24 protein-coding genes are annotated in these 25,257 nt (G+C 50.2%); 18 read left to right on the top strand and 6 right to left on the bottom strand.

The window, feature by feature from the left end:
- Positions 1 to 191: 191 nt before the first annotated feature.
- Together On2M_RS10610 and entD are read left to right on the top strand one after the other, a co-directional pair.
- On the top strand, positions 192 to 2,465 hold the full coding sequence (locus On2M_RS10610; RefSeq protein WP_210904802.1) for a TonB-dependent siderophore receptor: 2,274 nt from the start codon (positions 192 to 194) through the stop codon (positions 2,463 to 2,465).
- 49 nt (positions 2,466 to 2,514) lie between these two features.
- Positions 2,515 to 3,138: an enterobactin synthase subunit EntD gene (gene entD, locus On2M_RS10605; protein WP_187259408.1), complete on the top strand. Its 624-nt coding sequence runs from the start codon at positions 2,515 to 2,517 to the stop codon at positions 3,136 to 3,138.
- A gap of 3 nt (positions 3,139 to 3,141) precedes the next feature.
- Here the strand turns inward: entD and On2M_RS10600 are convergent, their stop codons facing one another.
- Complete coding sequence (locus On2M_RS10600) at positions 3,142 to 4,077, bottom strand: transketolase C-terminal domain-containing protein (protein ID WP_151224904.1); 936 nt, start codon at positions 4,075 to 4,077, stop codon at positions 3,142 to 3,144.
- Positions 4,070 to 4,900: a transketolase gene (locus tag On2M_RS10595; protein ID WP_151224903.1), complete on the bottom strand. Its 831-nt coding sequence runs from the start codon at positions 4,898 to 4,900 to the stop codon at positions 4,070 to 4,072. The genes On2M_RS10600 and On2M_RS10595 overlap by 8 nt, the downstream gene beginning before the upstream one ends.
- Positions 4,901 to 5,261: 361 nt before the next feature.
- On the opposite strand from On2M_RS10595, the gene On2M_RS10590 reads away from it, so the two are divergent.
- The 8 genes from On2M_RS10590 (at position 5,262) to On2M_RS10555 (ending at position 14,100) form a co-directional block, all read left to right on the top strand.
- A complete protein-coding gene (locus On2M_RS10590; RefSeq protein ID WP_187252848.1) occupies positions 5,262 to 6,212 on the top strand; it encodes a sugar-binding transcriptional regulator in 951 nt (316 codons plus the stop codon).
- Between the two features lie 339 nt (positions 6,213 to 6,551).
- Positions 6,552 to 8,072: an FGGY-family carbohydrate kinase gene (locus On2M_RS10585; protein ID WP_151218715.1), complete on the top strand. Its 1,521-nt coding sequence runs from the start codon at positions 6,552 to 6,554 to the stop codon at positions 8,070 to 8,072.
- A 125-nt stretch (positions 8,073 to 8,197) separates the two neighbouring features.
- Positions 8,198 to 9,133, top strand: a complete 936-nt coding sequence (locus tag On2M_RS10580; RefSeq protein ID WP_043015525.1) for a D-ribose ABC transporter substrate-binding protein — start codon at positions 8,198 to 8,200, stop codon at positions 9,131 to 9,133.
- Positions 9,134 to 9,176: 43 nt separating this feature from the next.
- Positions 9,177 to 9,797 carry a DUF2291 domain-containing protein gene (locus On2M_RS10575; RefSeq protein ID WP_151218714.1) on the top strand — a complete coding sequence of 207 codons (621 nt, stop codon included), beginning with the start codon at positions 9,177 to 9,179 and terminating at the stop codon, positions 9,795 to 9,797.
- A 1-nt stretch (position 9,798) separates the two neighbouring features.
- Positions 9,799 to 11,343 carry a sugar ABC transporter ATP-binding protein gene (locus tag On2M_RS10570; RefSeq protein ID WP_151218713.1) on the top strand — a complete coding sequence of 515 codons (1,545 nt, stop codon included), beginning with the start codon at positions 9,799 to 9,801 and terminating at the stop codon, positions 11,341 to 11,343.
- 17 nt (positions 11,344 to 11,360) lie between these two features.
- On the top strand, positions 11,361 to 12,428 hold the full coding sequence (locus tag On2M_RS10565) for an ABC transporter permease (RefSeq protein WP_151218712.1): 1,068 nt from the start codon (positions 11,361 to 11,363) through the stop codon (positions 12,426 to 12,428).
- 53 nt (positions 12,429 to 12,481) lie between these two features.
- Entirely contained in the window at positions 12,482 to 13,279 is a 798-nt protein-coding gene (locus tag On2M_RS10560; RefSeq protein ID WP_151218711.1) for an SDR family oxidoreductase, read from the top strand.
- Positions 13,280 to 13,314: 35 nt separating this feature from the next.
- A complete protein-coding gene (locus On2M_RS10555) occupies positions 13,315 to 14,100 on the top strand; it encodes an SDR family oxidoreductase (RefSeq protein WP_210904801.1) in 786 nt (261 codons plus the stop codon).
- A 42-nt stretch (positions 14,101 to 14,142) separates the two neighbouring features.
- Here the strand turns inward: On2M_RS10555 and On2M_RS10550 are convergent, their stop codons facing one another.
- Positions 14,143 to 14,847 carry a GNAT family protein gene (locus On2M_RS10550; RefSeq protein WP_210904800.1) on the bottom strand — a complete coding sequence of 235 codons (705 nt, stop codon included), beginning with the start codon at positions 14,845 to 14,847 and terminating at the stop codon, positions 14,143 to 14,145.
- A gap of 146 nt (positions 14,848 to 14,993) precedes the next feature.
- On the opposite strand from On2M_RS10550, the gene On2M_RS10545 reads away from it, so the two are divergent.
- Positions 14,994 to 16,112, top strand: a complete 1,119-nt coding sequence (locus On2M_RS10545) for a YbdK family carboxylate-amine ligase (RefSeq protein ID WP_210904799.1) — start codon at positions 14,994 to 14,996, stop codon at positions 16,110 to 16,112.
- A gap of 66 nt (positions 16,113 to 16,178) precedes the next feature.
- Positions 16,179 to 16,427, top strand: coding sequence for a DUF1158 domain-containing protein (locus On2M_RS10540; protein ID WP_151218708.1), 249 nt, complete (start codon positions 16,179 to 16,181; stop codon positions 16,425 to 16,427).
- 21 nt (positions 16,428 to 16,448) lie between these two features.
- Here On2M_RS10540 and On2M_RS10535 read toward each other — a convergent pair whose 3' ends face one another.
- Positions 16,449 to 16,790: a RamA family antibiotic efflux transcriptional regulator gene (locus tag On2M_RS10535; protein ID WP_151218777.1), complete on the bottom strand. Its 342-nt coding sequence runs from the start codon at positions 16,788 to 16,790 to the stop codon at positions 16,449 to 16,451.
- Between the two features lie 17 nt (positions 16,791 to 16,807).
- A complete protein-coding gene (locus tag On2M_RS10530; RefSeq protein WP_151218707.1) occupies positions 16,808 to 17,920 on the bottom strand; it encodes an MBL fold metallo-hydrolase in 1,113 nt (370 codons plus the stop codon).
- 189 nt (positions 17,921 to 18,109) lie between these two features.
- Here On2M_RS10530 and On2M_RS10525 point away from each other — a divergent pair, with 189 nt between their 5' ends.
- The 4 genes from On2M_RS10525 to On2M_RS10510 all read left to right on the top strand — a co-directional run bounded on the left by On2M_RS10525 (position 18,110) and on the right by On2M_RS10510 (position 21,141).
- Entirely contained in the window at positions 18,110 to 18,691 is a 582-nt protein-coding gene (locus tag On2M_RS10525; RefSeq protein WP_187252851.1) for a TetR/AcrR family transcriptional regulator, read from the top strand.
- Entirely contained in the window at positions 18,691 to 19,059 is a 369-nt protein-coding gene (locus tag On2M_RS10520; protein ID WP_151218706.1) for an MmcQ/YjbR family DNA-binding protein, read from the top strand. The genes On2M_RS10525 and On2M_RS10520 overlap by 1 nt, the downstream gene beginning before the upstream one ends.
- A gap of 119 nt (positions 19,060 to 19,178) precedes the next feature.
- The gene (gene nfsB, locus On2M_RS10515) at positions 19,179 to 19,832 is read left to right on the top strand and encodes an oxygen-insensitive NAD(P)H nitroreductase (protein WP_151224899.1); all 654 of its coding nucleotides are present in this window, start codon (positions 19,179 to 19,181) and stop codon (positions 19,830 to 19,832) included.
- Positions 19,833 to 19,896: 64 nt separating this feature from the next.
- On the top strand, positions 19,897 to 21,141 hold the full coding sequence (locus On2M_RS10510; RefSeq protein WP_187259404.1) for a mechanosensitive ion channel family protein: 1,245 nt from the start codon (positions 19,897 to 19,899) through the stop codon (positions 21,139 to 21,141).
- Positions 21,142 to 21,195: 54 nt separating this feature from the next.
- Here the strand turns inward: On2M_RS10510 and pheP are convergent, their stop codons facing one another.
- A complete protein-coding gene (gene pheP, locus On2M_RS10505) occupies positions 21,196 to 22,590 on the bottom strand; it encodes a phenylalanine transporter (protein ID WP_210904798.1) in 1,395 nt (464 codons plus the stop codon).
- Positions 22,591 to 22,836: 246 nt separating this feature from the next.
- On the opposite strand from pheP, the gene On2M_RS10500 reads away from it, so the two are divergent.
- Together On2M_RS10500 and On2M_RS10495 are read left to right on the top strand one after the other, a co-directional pair.
- On the top strand, positions 22,837 to 24,012 hold the full coding sequence (locus On2M_RS10500; RefSeq protein ID WP_187252854.1) for a DnaJ family molecular chaperone: 1,176 nt from the start codon (positions 22,837 to 22,839) through the stop codon (positions 24,010 to 24,012).
- A 617-nt stretch (positions 24,013 to 24,629) separates the two neighbouring features.
- A complete protein-coding gene (locus tag On2M_RS10495) occupies positions 24,630 to 25,208 on the top strand; it encodes a LuxR C-terminal-related transcriptional regulator (RefSeq protein ID WP_210904797.1) in 579 nt (192 codons plus the stop codon).
- Positions 25,209 to 25,257: the final 49 nt, after the last annotated feature.

Here is a 25,257-nt window from a genome sequence, read left to right as displayed (position 1 = left end):
AACTATTTGCATTTGCAATAGCGTATTGTCGCGCTGTGGGAAGCGCGCACAGTTTTTCACCACTTATAAACCGACCTGACGCTGCGTACTTTTTCTGGAATGGAGGGTTTACGCGGATACGGGCGACATCAGGCCAAATGCCGTACTACGGCAGATTGGTACTCGTGGCTAAAAGAACAGCAGGACAAACAATGAACAACAAGATTCATTCACTGGCCTTATTGGTCAATTTAGGGATTTACGGGGTAGCCCTGCCAGCAATGGCAGAAGATCAAACCGAGAACGCCGCAGTCTCTCATGAAGACACTATTGTGGTTACCGCCGCCCAGCAGAACCTGCAGGCGCCGGGCGTTTCAACCATTACCGCTGATGAAATCCGTAAGAATCCTCCCGCTCGCGACGTGTCGGAAATCATCCGTACCATGCCAGGCGTTAACCTGACCGGTAACTCAACCAGCGGCCAACGCGGCAACAACCGCCAGATCGATATTCGCGGTATGGGGCCGGAAAACACCCTGATTCTTATCGACGGCAAACCGGTCACCAGCCGCAACTCCGTGCGTCAGGGCTGGCGCGGCGAGCGTGATACCCGTGGCGATACCGCATGGGTGCCGCCGGAAATGATCGAGCGTATTGAAGTGCTGCGCGGTCCTGCCGCGGCACGCTATGGCAACGGTGCGGCTGGCGGCGTGGTGAATATCATCACCAAAAAAGGCAGCAACGAATGGCACGGCTCCTGGGATACCTATTTCAATGCCCCGGAACACAAAGACGAAGGTTCGACCAAACGTACCAACTTTAGCCTGAATGGTCCAATGGGCGGAGATTTCAGCTTCCGTCTTTACGGTAATCTCGATAAAACCCAGGCCGACGCATGGGACATCAACCAGGGTCATCAGTCAGAACGTACCGGCACATATTCAAATACCCTACCAGCCGGTCGTGAAGGGGTGATCAACAAAGATATTAACGGCGTGGTTCGCTGGGATTTCGCCCCGCTCCAGTCACTGGAACTGGAAGCTGGCTATAGCCGTCAAGGCAATCTTTATGCGGGTGACACCCAAAACACCAACACCAACCAACTGGTGAAAGATAACTACGGGAAAGAGACCAACCGTCTTTACCGCCAGAACTACTCTCTGACCTGGAATGGTGGCTGGGATAACGGCGTCACCACCAGCAACTGGGTACAGTACGAACATACGCGTAACTCCCGTACGCCGGAAGGTCTGGCGGGCGGTACTGAGGGGATCTTCGACCCGAATGCGTCACAAAAATATCTCGACGCCGACCTGAGTGACGTCATGCTGCACAGTGAGGTCAGCATTCCGTTAGATCTGCTGGTCAACCAAAACCTGACGCTCGGTACCGAATGGAATCAGCAGCGCATGAAGGATATGTTGTCCAATTCACAGACCTTTATGGGCGGTGATATTCCAGGTTCGAGCAGCACCAACCGTAGCCCGTACTCAGACGCAGAGATTTTCTCTCTGTTTGCTGAAAACAACATGGAACTGACCGACAGCACCATGCTGACGCCGGGTCTACGTTTCGACCATCACAGCATCGTCGGCGACAACTGGAGTCCGTCTCTGAACCTGTCCCAAGGTCTGGGAGATGACTTTACGCTGAAAATGGGCATTGCGCGCGCCTATAAAGCGCCAAGTCTGTACCAGCTCAACCCGAATTACATTCTGTACAGCAAGGGGCAGGGTTGCTACGCCACCGGCTCCGCGACCGGTATTGGTTGCTACATGATGGGCAATGACGATCTGAAGGCCGAAACCAGTATCAATAAAGAGATTGGTCTTGAGTTCAAACGTGACGGCTGGCTGGCCGGGGTAACCTGGTTCCGCAATGATTATCGCAACAAGATTGAAGCGGGTACGGTACCTTTCGACAGAACGTCTATCACCAATAAAGGAAAGACGACTTACACCGATATCTATCAGTGGGAAAACATTCCTAAAGCGGTGGTTGAGGGTCTGGAAGGTACGTTGAACGTGCCAGTTAGCGAAACCGTTACCTGGACCAACAACATCACCTACATGCTGCAAAGTAAGAATAAAGAGACCGGCGAGCGCCTGTCGATTATTCCTGAATACACGTTGAATTCGACCCTGAGCTGGCAGGCACGCGAAGATTTGTCGCTGCAGTCAACCTTCACCTGGTATGGCAAACAGCAGCCTAAGAAATACGATTACCAGGGTAAACCGGTGACCGGCAGCTCGGCCAGCGAAGTTAGTCCGTACAGTATCGTCGGCCTGAGTGCGACCTGGGACGTGACGAAAAACGTCAGCCTGACCGGCGGCGTGGATAACGTCTTTGATAAACGTTTGTGGCGTGAAGGTAATGCCCAGACCACGGGTGATATCGTCACCGGGAACTATATGGCGGGCGCTGGCGCGCACACCTATAACGAACCGGGCCGCACGTGGTTCATGAGCGTTAACACGCACTTCTGATAACGTTTCTCCCTCTCCTCACTGCGGGGAGAGGGAACTCATCACTATCATGCGCACAACTCACACACCACTCACCTTCGCAGACCATACGCTGCACGTTGTCGAGTTCGATCCCGACAGCTTCCATGAGCACGACATGCTCTGGCTGCCCCACCACACTCAACTTCTGTCCAGTGGACGTAAGCGTAAAGCCGAGCACCTGGCAGGCCGTATTGCCGCCGTGCACGCGCTGCGTGAATTTGGCCACAAAACCGTACCCGGCATCGGCGCACAACGCCAACCGTTGTGGCCGCAAAATCTGTTTGGCAGCATCAGTCATTGCGCAACAATTGCCCTGGCGACGGTATCGACGCATCCCGTCGGGCTGGATATAGAAACTATATTTACGCTGCAAACTGCGAACGAACTGTTAAGTAGTATTGTCACCAATACAGAAAAAGAGTGGTTGGCCAATAGCGGCCTGACAGTGGAACAGGCTCTCACACTGGCATTTTCCGCCAAAGAAAGTGCTTTTAAAGTAACCCTGGCATCACAACAGGCAAACGCCGGATTTTCGCAGTATCAAATCGTTGAGTTGCAACACAACCAAATGATACTACGTGCTCACAGCCAAATGTATCGCGTGCAATGGCGGTTCTCGGGCAATGATGTAATCACACTGGCAACAGTGTGAACGTCACAGCAGGTCTCGCGCCTGAGCAGCGATAGCTGCGGCGTCAAAACCATGATGCTGACGTAGCCAGCCACGATCCGCTGCCGCTGCGTACTCTCCATCCGGAATACCTAAACGCTTTAACACTGCCCCAACTCCGCCCTCAGCCAGTACTTCTGCCACCAGGCTTCCCAACCCACCATTAATATTGTGCTCTTCTACGGTAATCACCGCTTTGCAGCCCTGTAATACTGATAACAGAGCTTTGGTATCACATGGTCGAATTGAAGGTACACTGACCACTTTCGCCTGAATACCTGCATCAGCCAACAGCGCAGCGGCATCAACAATTTCATGAACTGTCGAGCCAGTTGCCACCAGCGCCACATGTTCCCCCTCGCGCAGTGTCAACACCGCCCCCGGAACAAAACGGTAACTCTCGTCATGAAGTTCCGGCAGTGCTTTTCCATCAAGACGAATATATACCGGTCCCTGATAGCCAATCGCATAATCGATAATCTGTCGGCACTCTCGTGGCGAAGATGGGGCGAAAATCTGGATATTGCCGAAGCCTCGCATAATGGCAATATCATCGATCGAATGGTGAGTGCTCGCCAACGGGCCATAGCTGGCACCGGCATTAAGACCGAATAGCTTCACATTGGTATTGTTGTAGCAAACATCGACTTTAATTTGCTCATTGGCACGGGAGATCAGAAATGGCGCAGCGTTACAGGTGACGGCTACCTTACCGCCAAGAGCAAGTCCTGCCGCCGTTCCAACCATGCTTTGTTCAGCAATACCTACGTTGACCAACCGACCAGGAAACTGCTTTATAAAAGGAGCAATTTTCGCTGTTGATGTCGAGTCCGCTACGACCGGAACCAGGTCAACCCCCTTTTCAACTGCATCAATGAACGCCTGAACCATGACGTTTGCGAGGTGTTCTGCATTACTCATCTTTTAACTCCTCCAGAGCCAGTTCGATCTCTTCACCTTTTGGCACCCGATGGTGCCATTCAGAGCGCCCCTGGATAAACGATATACCCGCGCCTTTCGTGGTATTGGCAATGATGACGTTAGGTTTGCCTTCCTGCTTAAGTCCTTCCAGAGTGGCGACAACCGACGCCATATCATTCCCCTGACATTCAGTCACTGTCATACCAAATGCCTGCCATTTTGCGGCAAGCGGATCGGTATTCATGATTTCGCGAGTCGGTCCGGCTAATTGAAGATTGTTCTTGTCATTAATAATGATCAGGTTGTCGAGGCCATAATGAGCAGCAGCCAGTGCCGCTTCCCAGTTACTTCCTTCGGCCAATTCACCATCACCTGTGATTAAAAAGATGCGGCGTGAACTGTTATTTTTCTTCGCAGCCAGAGCCAGTCCCACCGCAACAGGTAAACCGTGGCCCAGAGCACCTGTATTCAGTTCAATACCCGGTGTTTTCTGGCGAACCGGATGTCCGGGAAGATGGGAATTGGCATGTTGATAGGTTTCCAGCCAGTCAACGGGGAAAAAACCCGCTTCCGCCAGAACACAGTAGTAACAGCCCACCGCGTGACCTTTAGATTGGATGTAGATATCCCGAGCTTCATCAGCGATACGCTCCGGAGCGACATTGAGTATCCGAAAATAGAGTGCCGTCAACAGTTCAACCTGAGACAGGTCCGCACCAGTATGCCCACCCGCAGGACTGTTAGCATTTAATCTGACGATGTGACGGCGAACCGCCCGCGCTTTGCGCTCAAGAGTCTGGATATCATAGTTCCAGGGATTCATTTAGCACCTCTGAATTTATTTTCAATGTGGAATATTTATTCCGTGTGGGACTAAAAAAACCAGAATTTCCCATACGTCACATCATCAGGCTTACGCCCTTGTATCATACTCAGGTACATTCTGCCTCCTTACCGCGACCACACTGACGCTGGTAATAATAAGTTGATCTGTCACCACTATGAATATATATTCATAAATGATTCTTTATTCAATTATGCAACCTAATTTTCGTATTTGTCCATAGCTGTTTTTGAGGATTGGTTAAAGTTAGAGCTTTATCACACTTACCTGTCTTCAATTTTCGCGTATGATAAAACGCATTAAGATAATGGCGGTACGTAAATGATTTTCGGGGAAATATATGGCTAAGCAGGACGAACAACGGCTATTGGTTAAAATCGCTACCCTTTACTATCTTGAAGGACGCAAACAGTCCGATATTGCTCAACTTCTCTCGCTTTCTCAGTCGTTTATCTCCCGCGCCATCACCCGCTGTCAGAAAGAAGGGGTGGTGAAAATCAGCGTTGTCCAGCCCTCAAATATCTTCCTGAATCTTGAAAAAGGGATCGAGGAACGTTACGGCATTAAGCAGGCCATAGTGGTTGATACCGAGGAGGATGCCAGCGACCACACCATCAAACGCGCCATTGGTTCTGCCGCAGCCCACTATCTGGAAACCCGATTGCGCCCCAAAGACCTGGTGGGCGTTTCCTCATGGAGTTCGACTATCCGAGCGATGGTGGATGAAGTCCATACACAGAATCTGAAAGCCGGCGGCGTAATTCAATTGTTGGGCGGCGTAGGTCCCAACGGCAACGTACAAGCCACAATTCTGACGCAGACGCTGGCGCAACATCTGAATTGTGAAGCCTGGCTACTTCCTTCTCAGAGTATCGAAGGTTCGGTTGAAGAGAAAAACCGTCTCGTTGCCAGCAAAGATGTCGCCGATGTGATTTCACGCTTTGATAATGTCGACATCGCCATTGTTGGCGTCGGGATCCTCGAACCATCCCAATTGCTGAAAACATCAGGTAACTACTACCACGAAGATATGTTGCAGGTACTGGCCGATCGCGGCGCGGTCGGGGACATTTGCCTGCATTACTACGACAACGAGGGACAGCCGGTATTACAAGATGACGAAGATCCAGTGATTGGCATGGCACTGGACAAGGTAAAAAAATGCCCGAATGTCGTGGCGCTTGCTGGCGGTACAGACAAAGTCGCGGCAATTAAAGGGGCGTTGAACGGAGGTTATATCGACGTGCTCATTACCGACTATCCTACGGCCCGTATGCTGGTCACCTCCTGACCCTTAATTCGCTGGTAGCCTTTGCACGAAAGATAAAAAGCAAAGGCAGTGACTAAAATCTATATATTTCAATAGACTGAAAGGTTTCACCTCGCCTTAATTTATTCTTTTTTCTGTTATTGTCCCGTCTGTGTAAGTGTGATTCTCAGCACAATTGATGATTTTTTCTGTAGCCCAACGGAAAGATTGTAGCTAAGGTATTAAATAAATAATCAATACCGAATATATATTCAATAATTAAAAAAGCGATGTCACAGCCAGGCCTGATGCAGTAATGACGCGACAATGAGAGGGTTTTATCCTCTAAACCGGGACGCAATGTGACTCAGGAGATAATCTATGTGTGCAGCGAAGAAAGAGTTCATCATTGCGCTGGATGAAGGCACAACTAACGCCAAAGCAATCGCGCTTGATGCACAGGGCAATGTGGTCGCAAAGTTTTCTCAGCCACTGGCGATTCAGACCCCCCGGGATGGCTGGGTTGAACAATCTGGGGAGGCGTTGATTGATGCGTCTATTAGCGTCATTGCCAAAGCTATGAATCATGTTGGTGCTGAAAACGTCGCAGCACTGGCTATTAGTAATCAGCGTGAAACCGCCATAGGCTGGTATCGCCAGACTGGCAGACCGCTAAATTCCGCAATCACCTGGCAATGTACGCGCAGTGCGGCTTACTGCGAGGAACTGCGGCATGAAAATAAAGAACAACTAATAAAATCAACCACTGGTCTGCCAATCGCACCACTTTTCTCCGCATCAAAAATGCGCTGGCTACTGGAATCCGTGACCGATGGCCCACAGCTGGCTGCGCAGGGACAAATTTGCCTGGGAACGATCGACAGTTGGTTGCTATGGAATTTAACCGCTGGTGAAACCTTCTGCTGTGACTATTCCAACGCCGCCCGCACACAGTTGCTAAACCTGCACTCTGGAGAGTGGGATGAAGCCATGCTGGCACTCTTCCACATTCCGCGTGTCGCCTTACCGGAAATAAAACCCTCCAGTGGATTATTTGGTCATACTCGTGGACTGGATGGCATTCCAGACGGCATTCCTGTGATGTCGATGGTGGGTGACTCACATGCCGCTCTGTTTGGTCATGCTCTTGGCGAAATGGGATGCGTTAAAGCAACTTATGGTACCGGGTCATCAGTGATGGCGCCGGTCAAATCAGCCCAATGCGATATTGACGCTCTGGCTACCACCATCGCCTGGCACGATGGCAATAGCATCATATACGGTCTGGAGGGCAATATCCCGCACACGGGTGATGCGGTGGCATGGATGGCAGACAGTACGGGTTTGAGCGAACTTTCGGATGCCGAACTGGCAAACGAACTCAACACCCTTCCCGCCTCTGTTGATTCAACCCTCGGCGTTTATTTTGTGCCAGCACTGACCGGGCTTGGGGCGCCGTGGTGGGATGACAGTGCCCGTGGAGTTATCTGCGGACTCAGTCGGGGAGTTAAACGTGCCCATCTGATCCGTGCCGCACTTGAGTCGATTACCTATCAAATCGCCGATGTTGTAGTTGCCATGCAGCAGCACGATGATTTCAAGTTAACGGCATTAATGGTTGACGGTGGCCCCACCAAAAACGACTGGCTAATGCAATATCAGGCAGATCTGCTTGGTTATCCGGTTATGCGTAGCGATGTGCCAGAACTGTCCGCCATTGGCGCGGCATTACTGGCGCGTAAAGCGCTTTATCCTGGCTCACTGACTGATTTAAAAGCTTTTTTAACCGTACATAGCACATTTAAACCCGACATGGATCGCCATCATCGGTTGCAAAAAAGATGGCAGGAATGGCGCCATGCGGTAAACAGAACATTATGGAAACCGGCCCCGTCCGCCTGATGCCTCGCCAGGGAAAACACGCGACGTTATTTACCACATATACAGGAGGGCACCGGATCATAAAAAACTCAGGCTTTACGTTGTTTCACCGTACCCGACAATAACAACACAGAGAGAACATTGTCATGAAATTACGTTTAACGCTGTTAACTGCTGCAACCCTGACTGCTTTGTCTTTTACTGCTCATGCAGCGGAAAAAGGGACAATCATGATTATGGTGAATTCACTGGATAATCCGTATTACGCCTCAGAAGCAAAAGGTGCCAGTGAAAAAGCCCAGGAACTAGGCTACAAAACCACAATTTTGTCGCACAGTGAAGATGTAAAAAAACAGAATGAATTGATTGATACGGCAATCGGCAAAAAAGTCCAGGGTATTGTTCTGGATAATGCAGATTCAACGGCCAGCGTTGCGGCAATTGAAAAAGCGAAAAAAGCTGGAATTCCCGTCATATTGATCAACCGTGAAATTCCCGTTGATGATGTTGCACTGGTGCAAATTACCCATAATAACTTCCAGGCTGGTTCAGAAGTTGCAAATATTTTCGTCGAGAAAATGGGTGAAAAAGGTAAATATGCTGAACTGACATGTAACCTTGCCGATAATAATTGTGTTACGCGCTCCAAATCCTTTCACCAGGTTATTGATCAGTTCCCGGATATGGTTAGTGTCGCCAGACAGGATGCCAAAGGCACGCTTATCGACGGTAAACGTATTATGGACAGCATCCTACAGGCCCACCCGGACGTAAAAGGTATTATCTGCGGTAACGGTCCAGTAGCACTGGGGGCTATTGCTGCATTAAAAGCGGCGAACCGCAGTGACGTGGTCGTGGTCGGTATCGACGGTAGCAACGACGAACGTGATGCAGTGAAAGCTGGCACTCTACAGGCGACCGTCATGCTCCAGGCACAGGCTATCGCAGCGCAAGGAGTTACCGATCTGGATAACTACCTGCAAAAAGGCATAAAACCAGAAAAACAACGCGTCATGTTCCGCGGAATTCTTATCACTAAAGAAAACGCAGATAAAGTGCAGGATTTCAATATCAAGTCCTGATCCCGGGTTGTTGCGCCTCTCAGGAGGCGCAGAGGAGAACATTATGTCTAAGAAAGCCTGGCTTGCGCTGGTCGTGCTGACCGTGGGAGGATGTCGCATCGTCTCGCAGCAGGAACTTGCGGACCTCAAGTCGCCACCGAATCCACACATGGGTAATATAGCCCAAACGTGGCAAAACAAGATTGTCCCGCAAATTGTCGGGCAGGCTCGTCCGGTGGCCGATTTATTAATGGCCTTGCATGCTGAAAAAGATTTTGACAGCGCCTGTAAAAATCTCGGCTATCGCTCTCAGGAAGAGAATCCCTGCATCTTTTACGTACAAGTGGAGGGAAAAATTAGCAATCTTGATACCGCCTCTCGTAGTGGAAAAATGACCATCGTCGATAAAAGCGGCAACAACATTATTGTTCAGATTGGTCCGACGCTGCGCGGCACACAATTACGCGATGCCTTTAAAGGCGCAAGTTATAGTGATTTCAATGACCAGGTATTATTTGGTGAATATGGTCGAGGAATTAACGAACAAGCAATAAAGATGGTCCAATCTGCGCAACTTAAAACTGGAGAATCAGTGCACGTTTATGGTGTTTTTTCTGAGTGGGAGATTCCAGAATCCATCCCGGTTATTACACCAGCGAAAATTGAATCCGTAGGAGGACAATAACATGCAGCAGCAAGATATCGTCACTCCTCATTCCGTCGAATCTGAAGTTATTATCGAAACACAAGATTTATCGCGTGTTTACCCTGGGGTGCTGGCATTAGATAGCGTCAACTATCGGGTATATCGAAATAAAGTAAACGTGCTGATCGGAGAAAATGGTGCGGGTAAGTCCACCATGATGAAAATGCTTGCTGGTGTCGAAAGCCCCTCTTCCGGGCAAATTATTATGGATGGCATACCTGTCACATTAAATTCTACTCATCAGGCCGAAAAACTGGGTATCAGCATTATTTTTCAGGAGTTGAATTTATTCCCAAACATGAATGTCATGGATAATATTTTCATGGCTAACGAGTTCTTTCAGAAAGGGAAAATCAACGAAAAATACCAATACGCACTGGCAAAATCATTACTGGAAAGACTCGAGCTGGATGTTGATCCGTATACACCTCTGGAAGAACTAGGGATCGGTCATCAGCAACTGGTCGAAATTGCTCGTGCGCTCTCCAAAGATACCCGTGTTTTAATCATGGATGAACCGACCTCCGCCCTCAGCCAGTCTGAGGTGAAAGTGTTGTTTAACGTCATTGAGCAACTCAAACGGCGCGGCGTCACCATCATCTATATATCCCACCGTCTGGAAGAGTTGATGGAAATTGGTGATTACATCACGATTTTCCGCGACGGCCGTTTTATCAGTGAACGCCCAGTCAATGATGCCAGTATTCCGTGGATCATTGAACAAATGGTGGGAGACAAGAAAAAACATTTTGATTATCAACCCGCACCAAAAGGTGAAACGGTTCTATCCGTACAGGGTCTCACAGCCCTTCATCCGAGCGGCGGCTATAAGCTTAATGACGTGACGTTTAGCCTCAGTAAAGGCGAAGTCATCGGAATCTATGGTCTGCTGGGCGCAGGACGGACGGAACTGTTCAAAGGCCTGGTGGGACTTATGCCCTGCCAGAGTGGGAGTGTGCAGCTTAACGGCGAATGCATTGATAAAGCCCATTTTCAGTCACGCCTTAAAAAGGGGTTGGCACTGGTGCCTGAAGACAGACAGGGCGAAGGCGTTGTTCAGATGATGTCGATTCAGTCCAACATGACGCTGTCTGACTTCAGCCTGCAAGGCTTTCGCCGAGCCTGGAAATGGTTGAATCCGCACAAAGAGCAGACCAGTGTGAAGGCAATGATCCAGCAACTGGCTATCAAAGTGAGCGATCCCGAACTGCCTATCACCTCATTAAGCGGCGGTAATCAGCAAAAAGTGGTGCTGGGTAAGGCATTAATGACGCAACCGCAGGTGGTTTTCCTTGACGAGCCCACCCGAGGCATTGATGTGGGCGCGAAAACCGACGTTTATCACCTTATTGGCAAAATGGCGCAGCAAGGGCTGGCGGTGATGTTCTCTTCATCAGAGCTGGACGAAGTGATGGCGCTGGCGGACCGTATTCTGGTGATGGCTGATGGCCGAATCACCGCTGATGTCCCCCGTCATGCGGTCACCCGCGAGACCTTAATCGCGGCTTCGACACCTCAAGATTAATCAAGCTGGAATCCATCATGAACCAGAAATATATGATTTATATGTACCTGCTGAAGGCCAGAACGTTTATTGCACTGCTGCTGGTTATCGCATTCTTTAGTGTGATGGTACCTAATTTCCTGACCACCTCAAATCTGTTAATCATGACTCAACACGTCGCCATCACGGGATTACTGGCAATTGGTATGACGCTGGTGATACTGACTGGCGGTATCGATCTGTCCGTCGGGGCGGTAGCGGGTATTTGCGGCATGGTTGCAGGCGCCTTGCTTACCAACGGTCTGCCCATCTGGGGTGGCAACATCATCTTCTTCAACGTACCAGAGGTCATAATCTGTGTTGCCCTCTTCGGCGTTGTCGTTGGTTTTGTCAACGGTGCCGTCATCACCCGTTTCGGCGTTGCACCGTTTATCTGTACGCTCGGCATGATGTACGTTGCCAGAGGATCTGCGCTTCTGTTTAACGACGGCAGCACCTACCCAAATCTGAACGGCATGGACGCGCTGGGCAATACCGGTTTTGCCACGCTGGGTTCAGGTACTTTGTTGGGGATTTATCTCCCTATCTGGCTGATGATTGCCTTCCTGTTGCTGGGCTACTGGGTAACCACCAAAACCCCTCTAGGCCGCTACATCTACGCGATTGGAGGGAACGAATCCGCCGCACGTCTGGCGGGTGTCCCTATCGTAAAAGCGAAGATCTTTGTGTACGCCTTCTCCGGCCTGTGTGCTGCTTTTGTTGGGTTAATTGTGGCTTCACAACTGCAAACTGCACATCCGATGACCGGCAACATGTTTGAGATGGATGCCATTGGCGCAACTGTGCTGGGCGGAACTGCGCTCGCTGGAGGACGCGGACGCGTCTCCGGCTCCATTATCGGTGCCTTCGTAATTGTCTTCCTTGCCGATGGCATGGTGATGATGGGCGTCAGTGATTTCTGGCAGATGGTCATTAAAGGTGTGGTTATCGTCACCGCCGTTGTTGTCGATCAGTTCCAGCAAAAGCTGCAGAACAAAGTCATTCTGATGCGTCGCCATGAAGAAAAGCTGGCGGCAGCACCCTCAGGAAATACCGTATCCAGTTAAGCAGCAACATTCCGCCGGGCATCCTTTGCCCGGCCCATACAGGGGATAAAAATATGCAACGTGATTTTAATGGTAAGACAATTGTCATCACTGGTGCTTGTCGGGGGATTGGCGCAGGTATCGCCGAACGTTTTGCCCGCGACGGCGCAAATCTGGTGATGGTATCGAATGCGGAGCGCGTCCACGAAACAGCGGAACAGCTTCGTCAGCGCTATCAGGCAGATATTTTATCTTTGCAGGTGGATGTCACCAATGAGGCGCAGGTGCAATCTCTGTACGAGCAGGCCGCAGCGCGCTTCGGCACCATTGATGTCTCAATTCAAAACGCGGGTGTCATCACCATCGACTATTTCGACCGCATGCCGAAAGCCGATTTTGAAAAAGTCCTCGCCGTGAATACCACTGGCGTATGGCTCTGCTGCCGGGAAGCAGCAAAATATATGGTTAAGCAAAACCAGGGCTGCCTGATTAATACCTCTTCCGGTCAGGGACGTCAGGGTTTCATCTATACCCCACACTACGCCGCCAGCAAGATGGGCGTAATTGGTATTACGCAAAGTCTGGCGCATGAGTTAGCGCCATGGAATATCACCGTTAACGCCTTTTGTCCGGGGATAATCGAAAGCGAAATGTGGGATTACAACGATCGTGTCTGGGGCGAGATTCTCAGTACAGATGAAAAACGCTATGGCAAAGGTGAACTGATGGCGGAATGGGTTAAAGGCATCCCAATGAAACGCGCGGGCAAACCTGAAGATGTCGCCGGACTGGTCGCTTTTCTCGCCTCTGACGATGCGCGTTATCTCACTGGACAAACCATCAACATCGATGGTGGCCTGATTATGTCTTAATACCCATCAGGGTATCTGTTAAGAGAGTCATCATTATGATTGCAAAAGATTTTGCTCAACAACTGTTTAATCTTGAGGGGCGCGTCGCTTTTGTTACTGGCGCAGGTAGCGGCATCGGTCAGACTATCGCCTGCGCACTCGCCAGCGCGGGCGCGCACGTGGTCTGTTTTGATTTGCGCGAAGACGGCGGGCTAAATGCGACTGTTGATACTATCACCGCTATTGGCGCCCAGGCTGCGCTCTATACGGGTGATGTCCGCAAGCTTAGCGACCTTCGCGCCGCGGTAGCCCTGGCGAAGGAACGCTTTGGTCGCCTGGATATTGCGGTCAATGCCGCAGGCATTGCCAACGCCAACCCTGCGCTGGAAATGGAAAGCGAGCAGTGGCAACGCGTTATCGACATTAACCTCACTGGCGTGTGGAACTCCTGTAAAGCCGAAGCAGAACTGATGCTGGAATCAGGCGGTGGCTCGATTATTAACATCGCATCCATGTCAGGGATTATTGTTAACCGAGGCCTTGAGCAAGCCCATTACAATAGCGCTAAAGCGGGGGTAATTCATCTGTCAAAAAGCCTGGCGATGGAGTGGATTGGAAAAGGCATACGCGTGAATTCCATAAGCCCCGGATATACCGCCACGCCGATGAACACCCGACCGGAAATGGTTCATCAGACGCGGGAGTTTGAAAGCCAGACCCCGATTCAACGCATGGCAAAAGTGGAAGAGATGGCAGGCCCGGCACTCTTTCTGGCCAGCGATGCTGCTTCATTTTGTACCGGTGTAGACCTGGTTGTAGATGGTGGATTTATCTGTTGGTAAACAGCATTACGCCCGCAGCCATTGTTAGCTGCGGGCATTAATTTATTCGCCGCTACACGCCGCCAGGGTTTTTCGTTGCCGCCCATTTTCATCAAAGTTCTCCGGCGCCAGCCAGCGCTGTAACACGGCGTCACACTGGGGCCATTCGCTGTCAATCATCGATAACCAGTCGCTGTCGCGATTACGCCCCTTGCGCACAATCTTCTGGCGAAAACGTCCTTCGAAGATAAACCCAAGGCGTTCCGCCGCCCGTCGAGAAGCGGTGTTCAGAGAGTCGCATTTCCACTCCACGCGACGATAACCCAACGCAAACGCCTGGCGCAGCAGCAGCCAGATGCTTTCGGTGCCAAGTACCGTATTTTTCATGCGCGGTGACCAGGTCACATGACCAATTTCGACCGAACCGTGCTCCCGTTCGATCGCCATAAAGCACACCAGTCCGACGGCACGTCCTGAATGCTGTTCAATGACGGCATAGGGAACCAAAGAGGTATCAGTGGATTTCCCCTGTACCCAGCACGCTGCGGCCTCAACGCTTGTGGGGCGAGAGCTTGCGAGCCAGGTCCAGTCGCGATCGTCCGGTGCCTGCGCGTAGGCATCAAACAGCTCGGCGGCATGGCTGTCGGCATCCAGAGGAACCAGTCGACAATATTGACCGACAAGCGTTTCCCGTGGCAGTACGGCAGCGCCATTCCAGTCCGGCACAACATCGCCGACGGTCTGCCCATAAATATTTATTTCCGGCACGATTCCCCCCCAGTTGCGAAGTAAAAAATAGTTATAACACCGGCCATTTTGCCTTCAAAGCATCGCCAGGGAATATCTGACAACGAACAGAAAATCAGCCGCCCTTCTATACTCTAAGGATATCGATCAACGCGGAATAGAACCCTATGCCACTTCCCGATTTTCATGTATCCGACCCTTTTACGTTAGGCATTGAACTGGAAATGCAGGTGGTCAACCCCCCGGGCTACGACCTGAGCCAGGATTCTTCCCGGCTGATTGACGCTGTAAAGCCGCTGCTTACCGCCGGAGAAGTGAAGCACGATATCACGGAAAGTATGCTGGAGATGGCGACCGGGGTTTGTCGCAATATCGATCAGGCAAGTGCTGAATTGTCTACCATGCAGCAGATAATTACGCGGGTTGCTGCACAGCACCATCTCGCGATTTGTGGCGGGGGGACGCATCCATTTCAAAAATGGCAACGTCAGGAAGTCTGCGATGACGAACGCTATCGGCGCAACCTGGAAAATTTTGGCTATCTCATTCAGCAGGCGACGGTATTTGGCCAGCATGTGCATATCGGCTGCGCAAACGGCGATGATGCCATTTATCTCCTGCACGGCCTGTCGCGATTTGTTCCCCATTTTATTGCGCTCTCAGCCGCCTCACCTTATATGCAAACGTCCGACACGCGGTTTGCCTGCGCGCGACTGAATATTTTCTCCGGATTTCCCGATAATGGCCCGATGCCATGGGTGAATAGCTGGCAGGAATTCGAGGGGCTATTTCGTCGACTGGCTTACACCAGCATGATTGATAGCATTAAGGATTTACACTGGGATATCCGTCCCAGCCCGCACTTTGGCACAGTAGAGGTTCGGGTCATGGACACGCCGCTGACCCTGGCACACGCGGTCAATATGGCGGGGCTTATTCAGGCTACCGCCCACTGGTTACTCACCAAACGGCCGTTCAAACACCAGCTGCATGATTACCTGCTGTATAAATTTAATCGTTTTCAAGCCTGCCGCTTTGGTATGGCGGGAATCGTAACCGACGTCAATACCGGCGATGGGCACCGCCTGTCAGATGACACGCTACGGCTATTGGACAATGTCGCCGCCTCTGCGGATAAAGTGGGGGCAGCCAGCGCGATTGAAGCCTTGCATCTGCAGGTTAAGCATAGTCATGACGAGGCGCAAAATATGCGTGATTTCGTCGCCGATGGTGGATCACTGAGTGGTCTGGTGAAAAAACATTGTGAGATTTGGTCCGGGCTGTAAGCGTGGGGTTTGCGTTGCCCACGGAGATCCCGGACAATAGCTTTTTAACTCAAGTTTAACAATACGATGAAACACCCGCTTGAATCACTGATGACCGCAGCCGGGATCCTGCTGCTGGCATTTTTATCCTGTCTGCTCCTGCCCGCCCCCTCACTTGGCCTGGTGCTGGCGCAAAAGCTCGTGGCCACCTTTCATTTGATGGATCTCAACCAGTTTTATACTTTGCTGTTTTGCCTGTGGTTTTTACTGCTGGGGGTAATTGAGTATTTTATTTTGCGCTTCATCTGGCGACGCTGGTTCTCGCTGGCAGATTAGGCCCGCGAGAACCCTGCGTCGTTAATGCGCCCGGCTATGGTTTTCTTTGCGATAAGCGCCTGGCGGCTGGCTGAACGTCCGGGTGAAAATACGCGTAAAGGTCTGCTGCGAATCGAATCCGTACTTTAGACAAATGTCATACACTTTCTGATCGGTATCACGCAGATCGCGCGCCGCCAGCAACAGCTTACGCTCACGGATGTAACGCCCGAGGCTTTCACCTTTATACTGCATAAAAAGACGCTGCAGGTGCCATTTGGAATAGCCCGCATGGCGTGCAATATCATCAATGCGCAATGGCTGATTTAAATTATCATCAATCCATTCAACAATCGTATCAATCACCTGAGCAGAAATCGTCATCATGCTCTCCCCTGTATTCATTGAGTCGCCTGTTGCCACCAGGCCGTAAACGGTTGGTCCGGTTCGGACAGTATTACCGGTTCACCCAACATTGGCGTCAGCAGTCGGTAATCGTGACGGCGGCTGGCAAGCGCCAGTCGTTTGTAGGGATCATCCCAGGAATGTTTCGCCAGAACGAAACGACCAGCATGCCCTGGCAACACGGCTTTCGCATGCAGATCGGCCGCAGCCTGTGCCGTCTCTTCCGGCATCATGTGAATAAACTTCCAGTCATGGTCATACTGGCCGTTCTCCATAATCGCCAAATCAACCGAGCCAAACTGCTCACCGATGGCTTTAAAATGTGGTCCATAGCCGGAATCGCCACTGTAGTAAACGTTCTGCTCCGGCGTTTCAAACATGAAACTCGCCCATAGCGTTTGGTTGCGCTTAATGCCTCTCCCCGAAAAATGACGGGCTGGCAACGCATGAACGATCAGCGAATCCGTTACTCTGATGGATTGATTCCAGTCCATCTCGTCGATTATCTCGCCGCGCATCCCCCAATAACGCAGATGCGACCCTACGCCAAGCGGTGTAATCACCCGCTTAATTTTCGGCATTAACGCCTTGATCGTGGCGAGATCCAGGTGGTCATAGTGATCGTGCGAGATAATGAGCAGATCGATCTCCGGCATCGTCTGTGCGGACCACGGATAATCACCGGCAAAGGCTTTGTTCAGGAATGAAAGCGGTGCGGCATAGTTGCTAAACACGGGATCAATCAGGATACGTTGACCCACCAGCTGTAAATACCATGAAGAATGGCCCAGCCAGACAAGCGTGTCCTGCTCTGGAGATAACCCGGCGAGATCGGTCGCCACCAATGGCAATGGATGTGCCGGCCGCGCATTTTCGCGCTTAGCGACCAAAAACTCCCACCAGGCAGCCAGCATACTTTTGTTACCGGTATAGCTTGGTGTCGGCACCTGGTTATGAAACTGTCCATCACGATAGTGCGGTGATTGTTCAACCTGACTCAGCTGTGCCCCTTTCGGTGGCTGACCAAACCCGGCATTGAGTAAAAACGGTAAACTTGCAGCTGCGCCAATGAGCATAATAACAACCACACAAACTGTGAGACGCTTCATATCCTGACCTTAAACACGCCCCCTTTCCGCTGGTTTGCGTGACCGACTCTTGATTATGAGTGAGTAAGCACTCATTATAGAAATCGAAAGTTCGCCGTCAAGATGATTTTCAATCTTTGACATTCACCGTTGCGGTGCTGCAAAGGCCGTGATTCAATCATGCTTTTTACAACTTAAGGGTAAAGTGTAGTGGCTCGTCCGAAGAGTGAAGACAAAAAATTAGCATTACTGGAAGCTGCAACCACAGCATTTGCACAATCAGGCATTGCGGCATCTACCGCCGTAATTGCCCGCAATGCAGGTGTTGCGGAGGGAACGTTGTTTCGCTATTTCGCGACCAAAGATGATTTGATCAACGAGCTTTACCTCTTTTTAAAGCACGATCTCTGTCAGTCGATGATGGCCGATCTGGATCGTTCAGTGACCGATGCCAAAACCATGACTCACTATATCTGGAACAGCTACATTAACTGGGGTCTGAACCATACCTGTGGGCATCGCACTATTCGACAGCTCGCCGTCAGCGAAAAGATCAGCAAAGAAACCGAACAGCAGGCTGATGATATGTTCCCGGAGCTGCGCGATCTTTGCCATCGCTCCGTGCGACCTGAGTTTATGTCTGACGAATATCGCGCCTTCGGCGATGGCCTTTTTCTCTCTTTGGCGGAAACCACCATGGAGTTCGCAGCCCGCGACTCTGCCCGGGCCAAGGAATACATATCGATGGGATTTGAAGCGATGTGGCGCGCACTAACCCGCGAGGAAAAATAATGGACGGCCAGACACTGCATACCTGTGCGAAGCGCCTTGCGCTCGAACTGCCTTTTACCGAGCACTGCTGGCCATTCGGCCCGGAATACGACGTCTTCAAAGTTGGCGGGAAAATTTTTATGCTGGTCTCAGAGCTACGCGGACGCCCACTGGTCAATCTGAAGTCGGATCCGCAAAAATCTCTGTTAAACCAGCAGATTTACCCCAGCATTGAACCCGGCTATCACATGAATAAAAAGCACTGGATCTCCGTCTACCCCGGCGATGACATTACCGAGTCATTGCTGGAAGAGCTGGTAAACGACTCATGGCACCGTGTCGTAGACGGCCTGGCGAAGCGGGATCAAAAACGCCTGCGTCCAGACTGATTTATCGTTAACCCCAATAAGTGTTTTTGCTTTTTCCTGTCTTATCTTTTTCCTGCTAACCCTGTACCCTGCTGAAACAAAACGTACCCGCAGGGTATAAAAAACCACCAGGAGTAGTTATGGATATTGTTTCTGTCGCCTTAAAACGTTACTCCACTAAGGCATTCGATCCGACTAAAAAACTGACCACTGAGCAAGCCGAAAAATTAAAAACGCTGCTGCAATATAGCCCATCCAGCACCAACTCTCAGCCATGGCATTTTATCGTTGCCAGCACTGACGAAGGTAAAGCGCGAGTAGCCAAATCCGCAGCCGGCGGTTTTGTGTTCAACGAACGCAAAATGCTGGATGCTTCTCACGTAGTGGTGTTCTGCGCCAAAACGGCGATGGACGACGCGTGGTTGGAGCGCGTGGTGGATCAAGAAGAGAGCGATGGCCGCTTCGCCACCCCTGAAGCTAAAGCCGCTAACCACAAAGGTCGTACCTTCTTTGCTGATATGCATCGCAAAGAACTGAAAGATGACAACCACTGGATGGCAAAACAGGTGTACCTGAACGTCGGTAACTTCCTGCTGGGCGTTGCAGCAATGGGTCTGGATGCAGTGCCGATCGAAGGCTTTGATGCGGCGGTGATGGATGCAGAATTTGGTCTGAAAGAAAAAGGTTTCACCAGCGTAGTGGTGGTCCCGGTGGGTCATCACAGCGTAGAAGATTTCAACGCCGCGCTGCCGAAATCCCGTCTGCCGCTGGAAACAACGCTGACGGAAGTCTAATCCCCGCATTTGCATAAGCTCCGCACAGCGGTCATCATAGACCGCTGTTTATTAAGGAGACGTTATGCAGGAATTGATATCTCAGGTAGAAGAACTCGGCATTGAAATAAATCACACCACCTCGCTGGTGATGATTTTTGGCATTATTTTTCTCACCGCCATTATTGTTCACGTTATTTTGCACTGGGTGGTATTACGCGCATTTGAAAAACGCGCCAGTACCAGTTCCCGTCTGTGGTTGCAAATTATCACACAGAACAAATTATTCCACCGCCTGGCGTTTACGCTGCAAGGTATCATCGTCAATATACAGGCTACACTCTGGCTACAAAAAGGCAGTGAAGCGGCAGATATATTAGTGACCTGCGCACAGCTGTGGATCATGATGTACGCCCTGCTGTCCCTATTTTCTCTGCTGGACGTTATTCTCAACCTGTCGCAAAAACTCCCTGCCGCATCCCAATTACCCTTGAAAGGTATATTTCAGGGCATCAAACTGATTGCCGCGATTCTTGTCGGGATCCTGATGATTTCCCTGCTGATTGGCCAATCGCCGGCAATACTGATAAGCGGCCTGGGTGCGATGGCGGCCGTATTAATGCTGGTGTTTAAGGACCCGATCCTCGGTCTGGTGGCCGGAATACAGCTCTCCGCTAACGACATGCTTAAGCTTGGCGATTGGCTGGAAATGCCGAAATACGGTGCAGATGGCGCGGTTATTGATATTGGCTTAACTACCGTAAAAGTGCGTAACTGGGATAATACCATCACCACTATTCCTACCTGGTCACTGGTATCAGATTCCTTTAAAAACTGGAGTGGGATGTCCGCTTCCGGTGGTCGGAGAATTAAACGCAGCATTAGCATTGATGCCACCAGCATTCATTTTCTTGATGAGGATGAACGTCAGAGGCTGCATAAAGCGCACCTGCTGAAACCGTATTTGACCACGCGCCATCAGGAAATCGACGCGTGGAATCAGCAATTAGATGCGCCTGAATCGGTATTGAATCACCGTCGGATGACCAATATTGGTACTTTCCGCGCCTATCTGAACGAGTATTTGCGTCACCACCCGCGTATTCGCAAAGATATGACGTTAATGGTACGCCAGCTTGCGCCAGACGATCACGGTTTACCGATCGAAATTTATGCCTTTACCAATACGGTGGTCTGGCTGGAATATGAGAGTATTCAGGCTGATATTTTCGACCATATATTTGCGGTGGTCGAAGAGTTTGGTTTACGCATTCATCAGTCGCCTACCGGAAATGATATTCGCGCGCTGTCAGGCGCGTTTCAGCGTTAATCCGTAGAATAGATAAATGACCGATCTCATCACCAGGATGAGATCGGTATAAACTTAGCGAGACTTACGACGCAGCAGTTTGAAGGTAACGAACAGGAACAGGATCCACACCGGCAGCAGGATAGCTGACAAACGCATATCATCCATCGTACACATCAGCACCAGAATCATGCCGAGGAAAGCAATACACAGGTAGTTCCCCGCCGGGTACAGCAGCGCTTTGAACTGCGTGTCACGTCCCTTGCGACGCATCGCCGCCCGGAATCGCAGATGCGCCAGACAGATCATAATCCAGTTCAGCAGCAACGTCGCCACCACCAGCGCCATCAGCAGGCTAAACGCCTTTTGCGGCAGCACATAGTTGATCAGTACCACCAGCGACGTAATAGCACCGGAGAGCATCAGCGAATTCACCGGTACGCCGCGACGGCTGACACGGGTTAAGAACTTCGGCGCGTTCCCCTGAACGGAGAGACCAAACAGCATACGACTGTTGGAGTAGACGCCGCTGTTATACACCGACAGCGAAGCCACCAGAATGACAAAGTTCAGGGCAGAAGCCACCACATTGCTGTCAAGGTTATGAAAAATCATCACGAACGGGCTGCTGTTGGACTTCACTTCCCCCCATGGGTACAGCGCCAGCAGCACCACCAGAGAACCAATGTAAAACAGCAGAATACGGTACACCACCTGGTTGACCGCCTTCGGAATACTTTTCTGCGGATCCTGCGCTTCCGCGGCGGTAATTCCGATAAGCTCCAGTCCGCCAAAGGAAAACATAATCACCGCCAGTGACAGAATTAATCCGTTCCAGCCGGTGGCAAAAAAGCCGTTGTAACGCCACAGGTTATCGATGCTTGCATGTTCCCCGCCGTTGCCGGAAAACAGCATCCATACGCCAAAACCAATCATGCCGATAATGGCCAGCACTTTGATCAGCGCAAACCAGAATTCCGTTTCACCATAGAGACGCACGTTGACCAGGTTGACGGCATTGATAATCACAAAGAATGCCGCAGCCCAAATCCAGGTTGGGACATCGGGCAACCAGTACTGCATGTAGATCCCAGCCGCAGTCAGTTCCGCCATGCCGACCAGCACAAACATCACCCAGTAGTTCCAGCCGGACAGAAATCCCGCGAACGGTCCCCAGTATTTATAAGCAAAATGGGCAAACGATCCAGAAACGGGTTCTTCCACCACCATTTCGCCCAGTTGACGCATAATCAAAAAAGCGATTATCCCGGCAACGCCGTAACCCAGTAACACCGCAGGTCCCGCCATCTGAATAGCCGGGCCAATGCCCAAAAACAGGCCGGTACCAATTGCACCGCCCAGCGCAATTAACTGAATATGGCGGTTTTGCAACCCTCGCTGAAGCGTCGGCTCATTCGTCGACGCGGCATCAGACACGCTGGTGTCAGATGCAGTTGACGCGTTTTTCACGCCCTTCCCCTGTGTCGTTTTTATTGAAGGGGCTCCTTTTAACATTTCAACCTGGTTGTCGCAAGGCGCAATAAGGACCTGCCGTGCCTGTAGCATTGCGTTTGTTCATAATTACGGTGAATTATTCTGGACGAAAAGGCATGACAGGCCACAGAATGCGCTTTACTGTTTTTCTAACATTTTCAAACGGGTGAACCAGCTGTGTTTCAGGCACTCGTTTTTGAGTCAGGCCAGGCAACGACTGTCATGAATAAGATCATTAAACGACTGGAAATCGTCAAAAGTGCTATTGAACTGGAAGATGAGGAGATTATTTTCCAGCAGGTAGAACATCTGAAAAATGAGCCCTTATCCGTCGTACCAGATACTATTGTGCAGGCGATCGAAGAACGACGCTTTAGTGATGCCTTGCGTGAAATCTCAGCCTGGCTGCAATCTCAACGGGCAGTCTCTACGTGGCAAGATCCAGCTATTGCCGCCAGTAAACTGGAACTCAAAGCGCTCGAAACACAGCTGCGTGACCTGATCGATAAACGCAACACGCGCATTCAAATCCTCGATGATTTCAACGATCTGTATCACCTTCGCCTTGGGCCGCTGATGAGCCGGATCCTCGAGTTGCGTAAACAGCTCGCCGCCAGCGCCCAGCGTAAACAGGAAGCTGAGCGAAAACGCCGGGAGAAAGACTACCAATCCTGCCAGCACTATATTTCCCAGGCCGTTGATCAACTGGCCAGGCTCAAGCAGCAGTGGATGAATCTGAATTCAGATTCGCGTGAATCGGTGGAAACACGTCAACGCATTCAGCAACAAACTGAGCTTATTACTGCCCTGCTGGCAGAGATTCGTGAACTGGAAAACGATTTTTCTCGCCAGGACGACAGCGCAACCCGCCAGGCACAGGAAGAGGCCAGCCATGAATATGATGAGTATCAGGAGCAGCAGCAGGATGCACTGCACCGTTTTAGCCGTGACCAACGACTTTCCGCTGATGAACGTAATGAGTTAAAACGCCTGTGGCGTCAGGCCAGCCGTCTTTGCCATCCGGATGTGGTGGCGGACTGTCTAAAAGAGAAAGCGCATCAGATGATGGTTCAACTGAACCAGGCGCGCCAAAATGCCGATCTTGCCGCCGTTCGGGCGCTACTGACTCAATTGCAAAGTGGCCTCGAACCGATGATGGCGAGTGACCGATTGAACGATCTGCAGCATTTACGCAGCAAAATACAGCAGCTCAGAGAACAAATTAATGCGCTGCTGAAAGAGATTACCGAACTGGAAGCTGAGAACGCCTGGCGGCTTGCCACCTCCGTGACGGATAAAGAGGCCTATTTCTCCGATCAACAACGGGCGCTTACAGAAATCCGCAATACGCTGGAACAACAGGTGCACCAGGTTGAACAGGAGCTGTTGGCGGGCTAAGCGCTATCGCTAGCGCATGAAGACAAAATGATACCTGCAAGCCAGATTTCAAAATTAGGCACAAAAAGATCAAAAAAGGATAAAATTCCAATAATTGGATTTATTGCAGAAATATAATCTGTAATTATCCTATTATTAGCCAATAGGTGCAAATTCGGCAATATTTGCCTCTTCTCCTAACCTTCCGCTTTCTCTGTCCTGGTCAGGATTAAGAATCCTCCTACACTCAATTAATACCATGAAGAAAAATGAGTATCTTCTTGAAACTTAAGCCATTGCATATAAATACCTTTCTTTAATCCCAGGAATACCCTGTCTTTATACAAACCTCCTTCTTATTATTATCTCGATCCATAAGTGAAATCTATCAATGTTGTGCTCAGAGGTGAAATAAACGATTTATCTTAAATTTTAACAAAGTGTAATATCTACCTTAAGAATAGTTAATGCTTCAAATAAATACAGAGAATATCTGTTGAGTCTGAAATAAATAAGGATGCGTTCACGCCGAAGAACGTTATACGATTTTTAATTAATATTTCATGCGTCGTCAAAAACTCTTTTTTTAGTCTAAAAAAAGAGGCGACTGCTTGCACCAAAATTTCAAGGAGATCGTTATGTCTAAGGCTATTTTTTTGGGTGACTCAATTTACCCCTGGCTAGGCATGCGAGAAATCCTACGTGGTTTATCATTATATATTGATATCACGTATTACTCCTCTCAGACGCTTTCTGCCGTCAAAATGCTTCCTTATGAAACGGATTGCATCATTATTAATCCTGACAAATCTGATTTTTTAAAATATGCCAGGATTATCCGCAATATGGCTTTACGTCCTGCTACCAGAATTATTGTTCTGGCAGATGAAGCTACCTTTACCATTTTTCAAACCGTTTGCGGCAAGAACATGCAATTTCTCGATCAAGACACCAGCCTTGATCAGCTATTACAGACCGTCACACGTATCACGCAAAACAAAAAACAACAAAGTATCAAAGAACTACACACAAAAATCACAGCCAACGAATTCAACGTAATGATGATGCTTGCCCGGGGATGGTCGCTGGCGCAAATCGCCGGTGCGTCACAGAAAAGTGAGAAAACCATCGGGGCATACAAAAGCAACATTGCCAGAAAACTCGGCAAAAATAATACCCGGCTCAAGTACACAATTTCCCACTATAGCCAGCCGTAACTGACTTACTTAAGGACAATTATCACGGTTATTTTTTAAAAATTTTCCT

The sequence above is a fragment of the Citrobacter sp. On2M genome, assembly GCF_018035235.1.
Taxonomy (GTDB): domain Bacteria; phylum Pseudomonadota; class Gammaproteobacteria; order Enterobacterales; family Enterobacteriaceae; genus Citrobacter; species Citrobacter meridianamericanus.
This window is presented reverse-complemented; position numbering and strand designations above follow the sequence as displayed.